Genomic DNA, 14,516 nt, shown 5'->3' on the forward strand with positions numbered 1-14,516 from the left:
GGCATCACGCCGGAGTGCGACGGCGCACGTGCCGGAGTTTCCGCACCACCCCGCACGCCCCCAAAGCTTCGTTTGCCCATCGGCTCGACGAATCACGGACAGCGCCGTCCCCGGCAGGACGCTCCGGTGTCCCCGACGGCTGCGCTGCGCCGTCGCGGCGCCTCCACCTGCGGCGGAACACCGCCGGCGAGCCGAAACGCCAACTGGGCCTGCGATACACAAAGTTCAGAAGGCAACCCGAGTGGCGTCCGCTCTCCCGGCCGGGCCGCCCGCGCCGGTGGCCCTCTGGCGGAGAACCGCCGTCGGCGGGGACCATGGCGGAGACCGGTCGGGTGAAACCCTGCCCAACGGTCCGCTCACTCGTGTCACGACCTGACCCGGCCACCGACGACCCGCTCGCACGGCGCAGTGCCGTCCGAGAAGCATCCGCCCCCTGACGGTCCCGTCCCCCGCCCACCGGACATCGGCGCTCCCGGCCACCCGCACGGGACGCGTGCGGCCACTCGACGACCCCGATCCCACCGGCACCGCGGCCCCGCACCACCACGCCTCGCGCGTCGAACGGGGCCGGAAACGGCACAGCGCGCGACCAGGAAGTCCCGCGGAAGTCCCTTCGTACGGTTCCCCACCCGCGCGGCGGCGGCCCTCGTACCGCTTCCCGCACCCGGGGGTCCGGCCGTTTCGGGTCAGGTCCTCTCAGGAGATCCGGTATGCCGCACGAAAGTCCCGAGTCACCGCACGGCCGCCACGCCGCGAACGGGGAGAGCCGCCGCCCCGCCCCCGCGTGGTCGACCGGCCACGAGCCGCCGGACGCCCACCCACCCCATGCGCGCTCCGGCCCGAACCGCACGCTGCGCCTGCTGCGGCGCGCCCACCGGTGGCAGCGGCGCGTGGCGACGTTCACCGCGCTCGGCTACTTCGCCGCCTTCCTCACGCTGACGGTGAAGGCTCCCGGGTTCATGACCCGCCCCGGCCCCGGCGGTCTTCCGACCGGCCTGGTCCTGGCCCTCGTCCAGATCCCCGTCACCTGGGTGGCCGTCGTACTCTACGAGGCCACCGCGCACCGCCTCGTCGACCCGCTGGCACGCCGCGCCCGTCGTCAGGCGCACCCGGCCGCCGCGACCGGGGAGCGGGCATCGTGACGGTGTTCAGCGGACCCGCGCAGTCCTGGTCCCTCGTCGCCTTCTGTTCCGTCGTGGCCCTGACCCTGCTGCTGTGCGTGATCACCGGCCCCGAGGGAGACGACCTGGCCGAGTTCTACACCGGCTACAGATCCCTCTCGCCGCTGCGCAACGGGCTGGCCGTCGCCGGCGACTACATCTCCGCCGCCACCGTCCTGACCATCGGCGGGATCATCGCCCTGTGCGGTTACGACGGCGTCGTCCTGGCGCTCAGCGCGCTGCTGTCGCTGCTCCTGCTGATGTTCCTGCTCGCCGAACCCCTGCACAACACCGGCCGCTACACCATGGGCGACGTCCTCGCCCGGCGCCACCCCTCACGTTCCGTACGGGTCACCGCCTGTGCCGTCACCCTCGTCGCACTGGTCCCGATGATGGTCGTGCAGCTCGCCGGCGTCGGTGAACTCCTCGCCTACGTCCTCGGTTTCAGCGATGCCGCCATGAAGAGCGGCTGCGTGGCCGGGGCCGGAATCCTCATGATCAGTTACGCGGCCCTCGGCGGGATGCGGGGCACCGCGCTGGTCCAGATCCTCAAGACCGTCATGCTCCTCGCCTCGGGACTGGTCGTCAGCGTCCTGATCCTGCGTACCTTCGGCTGGAGCCCCGAGACCCTGTTCCGCACCGCGGCACGGCAGAGCGGCGCGGGACCCGGCTATCTGAGCTGGGGTCTGCAGTACTCCAGCAGCCCCCACCCCGCCCTGGACATGGCCAGCACACAGTGCGCCATCGTGCTGGGCGGCGCCTGCCTGCCGCACGTGACCATGCGGATGTACACCGCCGGCACACCGCGCCAGGTGCGCCGTGCCATGTCCTGGGCGGTCTCGTCGGTGACCCTGTTCATCCTGATGCTCACGCTGGTCTGCACGGGCGCCACCGCCCTCCTCGGCAGCGCCCGCGTCTCCGCCGCCGACCGCCACGGCTCCACGGCGTATCTCCTCGGCGCCCGCGCCGCGTTCGGGACCGATCTCTCCCGGCCCGAGAGCCTGCTCTTCGCCGCCGTCACCACGGCTGTCTTCCTCACCCTCCTCGCCTCCGTCGCGAGCATGACGCTCGCCTGCGCCAACGCCCTCGCCCACGACCTGACGGCCTCCCGCCCCACTCCCCCGGCGCCGGGACGCGAACTCACGCTGGCCCGCGCGAGCGCCCTCGCGGTCGGTGTCCCGGTCATCCTCCTGGCCGCCCTCGCGCAGCACCGCAGTCTTCAGCCGCTGGCCACCGTCTCCTTCACCCTCGGTGCCTCCGCCATCGCCCCCGCGCTGCTCTACACGCTCTTCTGGCGCCGCTACACCCGCGCGGCGCTCCTCGCCACGCTCATCGTGGGCACGCTGAGCGTCCTCGCGCTGACCCCGGGCACCACCCTTGTCTCCGGAACGCCGTTGTCGGCCTTCCCCGAAGCCGACTTCGCCTGGTTCCCCTACAACACGCCCGCCCTCGCCTCCGTCCCCGCGGGCTTCATCGCGGGGTGGATCACGACGCTGCTGTCGGGCAGGCGCGCCGGTGAGAGGGAGCGCGCCCGCTACGAGACGCACGAGCGGCGTCTCCTCACCGGCCCTCCGCCCCCGAACCAAGCACCCTGAGCGGCAAAGGACGTGGCCCAGGGGGAAGGGCCGGTTGCGGGCGGCGCGTCGTCCGTGGCTCCGTGGTCCCTACCGGTGTTCGGGGTTCTCGTAGTCGCGGCGGCAGCCGGCGTCCCAGGCGGTGCGCTGGTTGCCGTAGGCGGGAAAGCCGCCGAGGTCCTTCAGCGCCCGGGCCATGTGCAGCAGGTTCCAGGTCATGAAGGTGGTGTTGCGGTTGGTGAAGTCGTTCTCCGGACCGCCGGAGCCGGGATCGAGGTACGAGGCACCGGGGCCCGCCTCGCCGATCCACCCGGCGTCCGCCTGGGGCGGGACGGTGTAGCCCAGGTGCTGCAGGCTGTAGAGGACGTTCATGGCGCAGTGCTTGACGCCGTCCTCGTTGCCGGTGATCAGACAGCCGCCCACCCGGCCGTAATAGGTGTACTGCCCCTCTTCGTTGAGCAGGCTGGAGCAGGCGTAGAGGCGTTCGATCACCCGCTTCATCACCGAGCTGTTGTCGCCCAGCCAGATGGGGCCGGCCAGTACCAGGATGTCGGCCGCCAGGACCTGCCGGTACAGGTCGGGCCAGGCGTCCCGCTCCCAGCCGTGCTCCGTCATGTCGGGCCACACGCCGGTGGCGATGTCGTGATCCACCGCCCGTACGACGTCGACGTGCACGCCCTGGGCGTCCATGATGGCGGTGCTGCGGTCGATCAGCCCCTGGGTGTTGCTCGTCTGCGGCGAGCGCTTGAGGGTGCAGTTGATCACCATGGCCCGCAGGTCGTCGTACCTGGCCGGCGGTGCGTCGGTGGCGGGCGACGAAGCAGTCACACGGTCCTCCCAGAGCCCCTGCCGCCGCACGGATCACGGCGGTGCGTCCACATCCGGACCCAGCGTGCGAGCCGACCGCGGCAGCTGCCACCGCACGCCTCCGAATGGCCCCGGAGGTGCGGCTGCGGCTGCGCCGCACGGTGGGACGCGCTCAGGAGCGGGCGCGCAGGACCACGAAGTGGCGGTCCGCCGGGGAGGTGGTCCACTCCTCGACGGCCGTCCAGCCCGACAGCCGACCGTGCCGAATCAGGGCGCGGGTGCCGACGACGGCCCAGGAGAAGACGGGGCTCGCGGCCCGCTGCCCGACGTGGATACGGACGCGCCGGCGTTCGTCCACGTCGTCGCGGGAGGTTTCCACGATCAGCAGCCCATGCTCATGCACGAGGTCCCGGACCCGTCGCAGGAGCCGGCGCGGTTCGCCGCCGATGCCGATGTTCCCGTCCATGAGCAGCGCCGTGTCCCACCTGCCCTCCTCCGGCAGCGGACCGAACACCGACCCGCTGCGTGCGGCCCCGCCCCGGGAGACCGTCGCGACGACGGCCGAGGGACACACGTCGATCCCCAGCGCGCTGTGCCCGCGCAGGGTCAGGGCCTCGACGATCCGCCCGGCCCCGCAGCCGATGTCCAGCACCCGGCCCTCGCACCGCTCCACGACCGACCGGTCCCCGGTGTCCGCCCGCCGGCACCACCTCCCGACGTCGAGAGGCAGGCACCACCCCTCCCCGTCGCGCAGTGACAGATCGCCCTCCCGCGCGTCGACCGCCTGCGCGTAGAGGCCGCTGTTCCAGGGCTCCGGGGGGCTTGCCCCGGCCGAACCGGCAATGCTCACACGCGCTCCCCGCTGCCCCGGCCCGACAGGCCACGTCTTCTCCCACATCCTGACCGACTCGCACGCGCCAGGAGATCAGCTCGGCTCCCGTTGTACTGCGACCGGCCGACCGAGCGGTGCGTACGACACCGGGCGCCCCCTGTTCCGGGCTGACCCGGCGCCGCGCCGCCCGCCACGCCGTCGCGGCGGACACGGGGAATCCGCTCCCGCCCCGGCCGCGGATGGGTGAAGCCCCTCCCGTTCGCCCGAAAGGAGCAGGGTGGGTCGAACGCGTGTCGCCCCGAGTACGACGACCAGGCGATGCCGAGCGTTGCCGAGCCCGAGCGATGCCGAGCCCGGGCGGTCAGGGCTGGACGAGGCGGTGGAGGGCGAGGCGCGCGAGGGGGGCGTAGGCGGCGAGCAGGGGCGCGGGTCCCTGCAGGACGAGGCTCGTCTCGCTTCCTTCGGCATGGGCGCGCACGTCGTGTCGCAGCCGAAGCCGGGCCGGGCCCAGGCGCACGCGCCAGGTCCAGCTGCGCTCTTCCTCGTCGACATCCTCGACGAGGAAGGCGATGCGGATGCCCGCGAAGGTCTGGACCGTGCCGCTCAGCCCGGGAGACACCTCCCGGCGGTCCGCGTGCACGGCCCTGATCTGCGGCGACCACGACGCCCACTGGTCGAGGCACGTGTAGCGACGCCAGACGGTGTCCGGCCGAGCCGGTCCGACGGCTCGGAGGGTCATGCGGCCCATGGCCGACTGGTGTCCTCGGTGGCGCGGCGAACGGTCGTCTCGACGTGTCGCGGCTGCTCCATGACGGCACTCCCACCCGTCGCGTCGGCTCGGCGGTGCCCCACCCCCTTCCACCATCACGGCAGACCGCACCGCCCGCATCCTCAAGGCGCTTGCCCGGTACGGGCCGGACGGCGTGCGGCGCGTACCGGGCACGCGCCGTACGCCGCGTCCGACCGTGCGCTCCGGGCCGTCGCGCGGAGCCGCGGCGGCGCTCAGCCGACGGTCAGGTTCTGCGCCACCGTGTTCCCCGCGAAGGCGTTCACGCCGAACAGGCCGCTCGGGTAGGTGTCGTCGGTGGCGTCGATGACCGGGTCGGCGCCGTTGCCGAGCCAGACCCGGATGCGGTCGCCGGCCGTCTGCACCTTCAGGTGGTAGGTGCGGCCCTCGACGACGGTCGTCCTGAACACCGCTATGTCCCTGCCGGGACGCCAGAGTTTCACCACGCCACTGGTGTCGATGTTCGCCGTGTAGCCCGCGCCACCGGACTCGGCGCGGAAGGTGAGACCGGTGGCGGTGCCGTTGGTGACCGACAGGTCGCCCTGGTAGGTGAAGTCCGTGCCGGTGCGGTCGCTGAGGTAGAAGCCGTCCTGCGCGCCGCTGCCGTGCAGCCCGTCGGGCTCGACCGTCCAGGTGCCGCCCCGCGGGGTCCACCGTCCCGCGGGGAACGCCGCGAAGCCGCCGGATCCGGTGTCGAGGTTCCGCACCGTCGCCGTACCGTTGTAGACGTTGGCGCCGAACAGGCCGCTCGGGTAGGTGGCGTCGGTCGCGTCGATGACCGGATCCGTACCGTTGTCGAGCCAGACCCGGATGCGGTCACCGGCCGTCTGCACCTTCAGGTGGTGGGTGCTGCCCGCCGCGATGGGTGTGGCGTACGTGGCGATGTCCTTGCCGGGACGCCACAGTTTGACGACGCCGCCGGTGTCGATGTTCGCCGTGTACCCGGCGCCCGCCGCGTTCGCGCGGAAGGTGAGACCGCCGGCCCGCGCGGAGTCGAGGCTGATGTCGCCCTGGTAGGTCGCGTCGCTCCCGCCGGTCGCGCTGAGGTAGAAGGCGTCACCGGAGGCGGAGACCCGCTTCCCGCCGCTGACGTCGCTCCAGGTCCCGCCCGAGGCGTGCCAGGGGCCCTTCAGGTTGCTCGACAGCGTCGACTGGCCGGTGCCCCAGCTGGTGTTGAGGCGTGTGAAGGTCGCGCTGTCCAGCCTCACCCTGCCCCCGAGGGAGAAGAGTCCGATTCCCTGGCTGTCGGCGGAGGAGTCGAAGTCGGCGTTGTCGGACAGGGAGTACAGACCGCCGTCGGCGAAGATCTCCAGCTGTCCCCGGTCCACGAGGACGCGCATCGTGACCTTGCCGTTCCTCGGCTTGAGCGGCTTGCCCTGGAGCGTCTGGGCCTTGGTGTCGTAGACCACCCTGCGGTCGGCGGTGCCGTCCGAGCGCAGATGCAGGTCGAAGCCGAACTGCGCGGCCGTGGCGCCCGTGACGTCGAACTGCGCGTTCAGTTCGTAGGTGTCGGCCCTGACCCCGGACAGGAGGTTGCCCGTCCCGGCGGTGTCGAGCGTCCGGTCCTTCCAGGTCTGGCTGTCCGAGGCGAGGGATTCCAGCTCGGCGACGGGCGTACGGGTGACGCGGGGGCCGTCGGGGGTGGTCACCAGGGCGAGGGCCGCCGGGAAGGTGGCGTTGCCCGTCCAGGTGCTGCCGTGGTTTCCGCCCTGCCAGGCCATCTGCACGGTACGCCCGTCGGGCATGCCGGTGAACGTCTCGGCCGCGTAGAAGCCGCCGCCCGCGTAGGTGGTGCCGAGGTCCATCTGCCGCGGCTGCGTCCAGTCCGTGGCGAAGGTATTGCCGTCGAAGGAACCGACGACGTACTGGCTGGACGCGGACGTCATGACCCACTTCTGCCGGCCGGCGTCGCCGTCCAGGGCGAGGGGGTACAGGTCGGGGCACTCGAAGAGCCACGGCGCGGCGAAACGGCTGGCGAAGGTCCAGTCCAGCAGGTTCGCCGAGGTGTAGATGTTCACCCCGTTGCCGCCCTGGGAGGACCACACCACCATCGCCCAGCGGTGCCTGGCCGCGTCCCAGAAGACCTTCGGGTCACGGCTCTCGTCCGGGATGTCGATGACCTTGCGTCCTTTGTCGTACGCCTGGAAGGTCCGCCCGTCGTCGTTGCTGTAGAAGACGCTCACGCCGTCGGTGTTGGAGAACACGACGATCGGGTCGAGCGAACCGGTCCTGAGGCCTGAGGTGTTGTCCTTGTCGACGACGCCGCCGCCGGAGAACAGCGTGCCCGGATGGACTCCGGGTTCCAGGGCCACCGGCTTCTGCGTCCAGTGGACCAGGTCGGGGCTGGTGGCGTGGCCCCAGTGCATGGTGTCCCAGGCCAGGCCGTGCGGGTTGTGCTGGTAGAAGAAGTGATAGAGCCCGTTGGCGTGGACGAGGCCGTTGGGATCGTTCATCCAGCCGGACCGGGAACTGAAGTGGAACTGGCCCCGGTACGGCTCGCTGTAGGTGGTCGGCGGGTAGGGGAACTCCGGATAGTCCTGCACGGTCCCGGCGACCGCCGGCGTGCTCGGAACGATCGCGGCCAGGACCGCGGCCAGGGAGACGAGCAGGGCCCAGGCTCTTCGACGCATGCGAACCCACTCTCGGCGCTTGGGCGGACGGGCAGGACGGCAGTGACGGCAGGACGGGCAGGACGGACGGGCACCGACAGATGAGTCAGGGACATGACATCCATGACAACGTTATCGCCCGCGACCGCCCGATGTCCGATGATGGGACCGCACGCCCGACTCGTCAACGCCGCGCGGTTCGCGCCGACCGGCCAAGGGCGCCGGGCATTGAGCCGCGGGCCCGTCGGCGCATGGCCTGACGAGGAACGACGCGGCAAGTGGGAGACGGTGAGCCGGGTGTCCACGCTCGAACGCCTCCTGGTGGTGCGTACCTCGGACATCGACGAGTTCCGGGTGAACTTCGCCCAGCACCTCACCCGCACAAGCTGACGCCGGTCGGCCCCTCGGGTGTCGTACACACCGGCCTGTCCGTGGTCGACCTCGGGCCGGTACGCCTGATCCACGGGAGCAACGCCGGGCCCGATCCGGTTCCGCGCCGGTATGGACCCGCGTCGCCGTTGCCGAAGGCGGCCTTGCGCTCCTCGGTGAGGCCGGTCCGCGTGTCGACGACGTCCGCCCCCTCCACCTCTCGACGGGACCGACCGTGCGCGGGCAGCCTTCACGGCAGGGCCCTCGTGACCAGGTAAAGAAGAGGTACTTTCGGCCGCCGGCCCTTGAAGAGAGAGTGAAGTTCCTGTGAGCATCCACTGGACTCCACACTTTGATCAAGGAATGCACTTGCCCGCTCTCAGAGCTGCGAGACGCACGGCGGTCCTGGCCGCCGCGGCGCTCACGCTGAACATCACGCTCGCCGCCGGGATCGCCGGCTCCGCGGTGGCCGCCCCGGCCCTGTCACGGTCCGACGCGCAGGCGGACGGCACGACGGGGGACGGCACGGCGGGGGACGCGGCATCCGCCCTGTCCGAGGCCTCGGACACCGGCGAACCGGTCCACATCACCGGACTGGACGACGAGTTCTCGACCACCTACGCCAACCCCGACGGCACGCTCACCACGCAGCTGTCCGAGGGCCAGCAGCGCATCGCGCACGCGGACGGCACCTACGCCCCCGTCGACCTCACCCTCCGACGCGTCGGCAAGCACGGCTGGATGCCGAGGAACTCGCCGGTCCCCGTGGTGATATCCGGCGGCGGTTCGCGCACCGCCGCCACCATGACCAAGAGCGACGGCTCGAAGGTCGGCGTCGGCTGGCCCTCGCGGCTGCCGGCGCCCAAGGTCCACGGCGGTGTGGCGACCTACCGGGTGTCCGCCGCCGAGAACCTGGTGGTGTCGACCACCGCGAGCGGCTTCACGGCCCATGTCGTGCTCACCGCCCGGCCGTCCAGGAACCTCGCGCTCAAGCTTCCGCTCGTCCTCGGCGGCAAGGTCGGCGTCCGCCAGACCAGGAACGGCGCGCTCGCCATGCGCAGCGGCACGTCCGGCGTCACCGTGGCATCGGCCCACCAGTTCACGATGTGGGACTCCGCGCACGGAGCCGAGGCCGTCCCGGACGACGAGCACAAGGTCGCCACCACGCTGGCCAAGGGCCCGGACGGCAGCACCCTGATGCAGCTGCGCCCGTCCATGAAGTTCCTGACCAGCCCCCGCACGGTCTACCCGGTCACCATCGACCCGGACATCTCCTCGCTCAGCCGCGTCGGCGACACGTACGTCTACACCGGCAACACCACGCCCGAGATCAGCAGTTACCGCCTGATGGTCGGAACGTGGGACAGCGGCACCACGAACTACCGCTCGTACCTGAACTGGAAGCTCGACGCGATCCTCGGCAAGCACGTGGTCAGCGCCCAGCTGAAGCTCTACCAGTACGACGCCAACACCTGCACGCCGCAGCCGATATCCATCCATCCGCTCGACTCCGGCTTCTCCTCGTCGACCGTGTGGGCCAACAAGCCGGTCTCCGACTACACCGCGAGCTGGTGGGTCAGCGACAGCTTCAACCACGGTGACGAGACCGACGGGTGCGCCAACGCCTCCGAGACCGTCGACATCACCAAGATCATCAAGGGCTGGGTGGACGGCACCCACGACCAGCACGGCATCGTGATGAACAACGCCGGCGACGACCTCACCTACGGCAAGCGCTTCTGCTCGATGAACCCGGATTCGTCGCACAGCTCCTGCAACACCGCCACGCGTGAGCCCACTCTCGCCGTCACCTACAACACCCTGCCCGCCAAGCCTTCCGGCCTCCAGGCCACCCCGGGCAGCACCTCCGGCAGCGCCGCCTACGTCACCTCCACCACCCCGGCACTGGCCGCCCTGGTCAAGGACGCCGACGCCAACAGCCTCACCACGCAGTTCTCCCTCGCCACCAGCGCCGGCACCGTCGTCGCCACGGGCTCCGGAGCCTCGGTGGCGTCCGGCGCCAAGGCCGCCTGGTCGGTCCCCGCGGGTGTCCTCTCCGACCGTACGGCGTACAAGTTCCAGGTCCGCAGCAGTGACGGCACCGACTACTCGGCCTGGTCCAGCTGGCTGAACTTCACCGTGGACACGTCCAAGGCGCCCAAGCCCCCCGCCGACCTTCCCACCGCGCTCCAGAGCGGCGCGACCCAGACGCTCACCCCCATCCTGTCCGGCGTGGCCTCCGCTCCGTCCGGCAACACCGTCCAGGCCGACTTCCTGCTCTACGACTCCACCGGCGCGGCCCTCGGCGGCAGCCCGCTGGCCACGATCGGCACGGGCAACGGCGAACGGGCCGCGGTGCAGGTCCCCGCGGGTCTGCTCAACGACGGGTCCACGTACACCTGGAAGATGCGGGCCTGCTCCAACAGCCGCTGCTCCGGCTACACCGACCCGCAGAGCTTCACCGTCCACCTCCCGGGTGCGCCGGCCACGCCCACCACCACCACGACGGTGATCGGCAGCTCGGCAATGACCCAGGCGACCGTGGACACGGGAGCCACCGACTGCTCCGGTTCCGCGTGCACCGGCACGAAGGCGAGCACGCTGAAGGTCGGCGCCTCCGGCACCACGCACTGGCGCGGTTACGTCCTGCCCGACCTGTCCTCGATCCCCTCCGGCGCCCAGGTCACCTCGGCGACCCTGAGCATGGGCACCGCCGGCTGCATGGGCGGCTGCGAGGCACACGACATCGAGGTCCATCCCCTCAACGCCGACTGGGCCACCGACGGCACCGGCACCGACCTGGTCGCCGCGGCCAGCGGCGACACGCTGGACGTGAGCGCCGCCGACCCGGCCGCGCTCGACGTCACCTCAGCCGTCCAGCTCTGGCTCGACGGCTCGAATCCCGATGAGGGACTCGCGCTGCAGGCCGCGGACGAGGGCTCCGACACCACCACCGGCGCCACCTACCCGGCCTCCGGCACCAAGCTCACCGTCACCTACCTCGTACCCGGTGCCCCCGACGCGCCCACCGCCGTCACCGCCACGCCGGCCTCCTCCGGACTGCTGGTCCACTGGAACGCCCCGGAGAACACCGGCTACTCCGGCGACATCACCTCGTACACCGTGACCGCCTACACGGCCGGCACCACGCAGGCCGCGCAGACCACGGTCGACGCCGCGACCGTCGGCACCACGGCCGTGCTCTCCGGTCTCGTCAACGGCGGCGGATACACCGTCACGGTCACCGCGACCACCTCCCACGGCACCAGCGCCCCCGCGACGTCCGCGCTGACCAGGCCCGCCGCGACCCACTCCGCGAGCGGCACCACCTACCAGTCGATCCTCCAGCAGTACCTCGACGCGCGGAGCGGGCTGCTCACCGGCACCTACGCGAGCGCGGACGCCGCCGTCGCCGGCAGCGCCAACGGGGCGTCGTTCAGCACCCAGTTGCACACCGACGAGGACGACCTGCTCGCAGAGAAGGCCCGTTTCGCCGGTGACGGACTCGGCTACTCCACCATCACCACGACCCTGGCCGGCACCACCGCCGGACCACTGAGCAGCACCTCCGACCTGGTGTACACCCACCACACGGGCACCAGCACCATGACCGACGGCAGCGACCAGAACGAAGAGGACGCGTACGAGGTCTACACCTTCGACACCAGCGGTCCGGCGCCCGTCCTCACCCAGCGGCTGTCCGCCGACGACTTCCTGACGAACCTGTCCGCCTCCGACACCGCGGCCGCGCAGGTCCCGCTCGACAGCGACGACACCGACACCACGGCGCCCGGCATGGACGCCTTCTACACCGACGGAGACGCCCTCCCCGCGGACAGCGCGCCCTCGGGCGTCGCCAAGCGCGCTTCCTTCAGCCACGGCGGCACCGCCTCCTGGGCCGCGCAGCACTACAAGGACAAGGACGAACTGCGCACCGACTGCACCAACTTCGCCTCCAAGTCCCTGAACAGGGGAGGCGGCGCGCACATGGAGTACGGATCGGTCGTCGACATCAAGCGCAGCCCGTACGAATGGTGGCGCAAGTCGAAGTCGGACATGACCTACTCCTGGTCGGCCGCCAACAACTTCGCCAACTTCATGGGCAAGGAGAACAGCGTCACCTGGGTCAAGAAGCTCAGCAGCGTCTCGGCCGGCGACATCATGCTGCTCGAGTACGCGGGCGACGGGGACTCCAACCTCGACCACGCCGGAGTGATCTACGCCGCCGGCTCCTCGACCGGCTCCATCAAGGTCTACCAGCACTCGAGCCACTACCGTAAGACGAACCTCGCCGCCATCATCAAGCGCCGTCCGGGCGTCACGGTCTACATCGCCCACATCACACCCCACTGGTACTGACATGACACGAACACGCACGACCACTCCGTGGGTCGCTCTCGGGGTCGCCGTCCTGCTGGCCGGAGGTGCCGGACTGGCCTGGGGCGCGCCTCGCGACCAGTGGGACTACCGCGGGGCGAGCCGGTCCGGGCTGCCCGCCGTGACGTACACGGGCGACCGCGGCGCCCCCGGCGCGCTCAAGCTGTATCTCCGGCTCTATGTGCGGGGTCTGCGCGACGGTGAGGCGGACCGGCTGACGGACCTGTCCTGGCACCGCCGCTGGTTCGCCCGCCGTGCCGAGGACGCGGCCGCCCACCGGGTCATCGACACCTACGGCAAGGGGGCGGCGGGACCGGTCTCCGTCGACCTGACTCCCGAGGACCCGTACGACGTGCGCGGCGGCACGATCCACTTCCGCCGCACCGGACAGCAGCAGGCCTTCACCGTCTTCAAGCGCGACGGGCTGTGGCTGTTCGTCATCGGGTCGGACTAGGTCCTGTCGTCAGGCTCCCGTCCGGACGCGACGAGGGCGCCCCGGCTCGCTGCCGGGGCGCCCGGCCGGCCTTCGGTCGGCGTGCCGTCGTACGGTCGCGCCCCTCGAAGGTGAGAACGCGTTGTCAGGCCGCTGCCGGAGCGCCGCTTCGGCGCAGGCGCAGCGGGGCGTACACGGCGACCGAGGCCACGAACGCGGCGTAGTAGGCCAGGTCGCCGCCGTGCAGAGCGGTGGCGACCGGCCCGACGTACAGCGTGGTGTTCATGAACGGCACCGCCGCGGCGAACGCGGCCGCGAAGGCGAGCACGGCCGGCCACCACGGCCGCGGACGGTCCAGTTCGGCCCGCAGGTCCAGCGGGCGGCCGCCGCGTGAGCGGGCCCGGGCGAGCCAGTCGACCAGGACGACGCCGACGAAGCCGGGGATCCAGTACCCCACGAACAGAAGCACGTTCTGGAAGCGGGCCGTGGTGTCGGCGGCGTGCATCCACAGCACGAGCGCGAAGCCGAGCACGGCCGCGACGGCCGCGGCGAGCGGCCGGGGCAGGCGCACCCCGGCGGTCTGCAGGGCGAGCGAACCGCTGTAGTCGTTCATCGCGTTGCTGCACACCGAGGAGACCACGACGGCCAGCAGGCCGAACGCGCCGGCCGCCCCGCCGCCCAGCAGTCGCTGCACGCCCGCCGCGGTCTGGTCGGTCAGCAGCCGCCCGGCCCACAGGCCCAGCGTCTCCACCCCCACGTAGGCGGCGGTGAGGCCGAGCAGCGTGTACCAGAACATCCGCGGCCGGGAGGAGCCGGTGGGCAGGTAGCGGCTGAAGTCGGAGGCGTACGGCGCCCACGACAGCGACAGGCTCAGCGCGACGGTGCTGGTCAGCAGGAACGCCCCGACCTGGTCCGGGCCGTGGACAGTGCCGGAGACGGGCAGCGGCACCCCGCGCAGGAGGGCTACGCCAAGGGCGGCGAACGCGGCCCCCAGCACGAACGTCATCACGCTCTGGAGCCGGTGGATGACCTCGTACCCGAAGATGCCGACCACGCCCTGCAGCACCAGCACCCCGAGCACGCCCGCCCAGAACGGCCAGCCCAGCAGCCGGGCGAGCGCGTCCCCGCCGAACAGCCCGATCAGCGCGTCCCAGGCGATGGACGACAGCCACTGCAGCACCCCGGGGAGCGCGACCGCCCGGCCGAACGCGAGCCGTGACAGCGGGAGTTGGCCGGCTCCGGTGAGACTGCCCCACGTGCCCAGGTAGGCGGCCGGCAGCGCGCCGAGCACGGTGCCCAGCGCCATGGCGGTGAAGGCCGGCCAGAAGCCGAGGCCCAGCGCGATCCCGATGGTGCCGGAGAACACCCCGGTCATGGTCAGGTTCGGTGCGAACCAGACGGTGAACAGCCGCGCGGGCCGGCCGTACCGGTTGTCCTCGGGCACCGGGCCGATGCCGTGCCGTTCGACGGAAAGGTCGCGGGAGCCCGTGGGCATGCGCCCGTCGAACACGGCGTGGTCGATGGTCATGAACGCTTCCTGGGATCGGGGACAGGACCGGCGGGACAGG

At 71.5% G+C, this 14,516-nt stretch carries 9 protein-coding genes; 4 read left to right on the forward strand and 5 right to left on the reverse strand.

All coding sequences use genetic code 11. The features are described 5' to 3' along the window. Positions 1-710: 710 nt before the first annotated feature. On the forward strand, positions 711-1,142 hold the full coding sequence (locus tag OIB37_RS05625; protein WP_330456407.1) for a DUF485 domain-containing protein: 432 nt from the start codon (positions 711-713) through the stop codon (positions 1,140-1,142). Beyond that, on the forward strand, positions 1,139-2,755 hold the full coding sequence (locus tag OIB37_RS05630) for a sodium/solute symporter (protein WP_330456408.1): 1,617 nt from the start codon (positions 1,139-1,141) through the stop codon (positions 2,753-2,755). Before OIB37_RS05625 ends, OIB37_RS05630 begins: the two co-directional genes overlap by 4 nt. A 69-nt stretch (positions 2,756-2,824) precedes the next feature. On the opposite strand, the gene OIB37_RS05635 is transcribed toward OIB37_RS05630, so the two are convergent. The 4 genes from OIB37_RS05635 to OIB37_RS05650 form a co-directional block, all read right to left on the reverse strand. Then, positions 2,825-3,562, reverse strand: a complete 738-nt coding sequence (locus tag OIB37_RS05635; RefSeq protein ID WP_443058117.1) for a flavodoxin family protein — start codon at positions 3,560-3,562, stop codon at positions 2,825-2,827. A gap of 151 nt (positions 3,563-3,713) precedes the next feature. Continuing rightward, positions 3,714-4,391 carry a methyltransferase domain-containing protein gene (locus OIB37_RS05640; protein WP_330456409.1) on the reverse strand — a complete coding sequence of 226 codons (678 nt, stop codon included), beginning with the start codon at positions 4,389-4,391 and terminating at the stop codon, positions 3,714-3,716. A gap of 343 nt (positions 4,392-4,734) precedes the next feature. Beyond that, on the reverse strand, positions 4,735-5,112 hold the full coding sequence (locus tag OIB37_RS05645; RefSeq protein WP_330456410.1) for an SRPBCC family protein: 378 nt from the start codon (positions 5,110-5,112) through the stop codon (positions 4,735-4,737). A 263-nt stretch (positions 5,113-5,375) separates the two neighbouring features. After that, positions 5,376-7,790: a GH32 C-terminal domain-containing protein gene (locus OIB37_RS05650; protein ID WP_330456411.1), complete on the reverse strand. Its 2,415-nt coding sequence runs from the start codon at positions 7,788-7,790 to the stop codon at positions 5,376-5,378. A gap of 717 nt (positions 7,791-8,507) precedes the next feature. Here OIB37_RS05650 and OIB37_RS05655 point away from each other — a divergent pair. Continuing rightward, the gene (locus OIB37_RS05655; protein WP_330456412.1) at positions 8,508-12,497 is read left to right on the forward strand and encodes a DNRLRE domain-containing protein; all 3,990 of its coding nucleotides are present in this window, start codon (positions 8,508-8,510) and stop codon (positions 12,495-12,497) included. A 1-nt stretch (position 12,498) separates the two neighbouring features. Next, on the forward strand, positions 12,499-12,969 hold the full coding sequence (locus OIB37_RS05660; RefSeq protein ID WP_330456413.1) for a hypothetical protein: 471 nt from the start codon (positions 12,499-12,501) through the stop codon (positions 12,967-12,969). 124 nt (positions 12,970-13,093) lie between these two features. Here OIB37_RS05660 and OIB37_RS05665 read toward each other — a convergent pair whose 3' ends face one another. After that, positions 13,094-14,476 (reverse strand): purine-cytosine permease family protein, encoded by a 1,383-nt coding sequence (locus OIB37_RS05665; protein ID WP_330456414.1) that lies wholly within the window; start codon positions 14,474-14,476, stop codon positions 13,094-13,096. Positions 14,477-14,516: the final 40 nt, after the last annotated feature.

Origin of the sequence: Streptomyces sp. NBC_00820, from assembly GCF_036347055.1 — a bacterium.
Classification (GTDB): Bacteria; Actinomycetota; Actinomycetes; order Streptomycetales; family Streptomycetaceae; genus Streptomyces.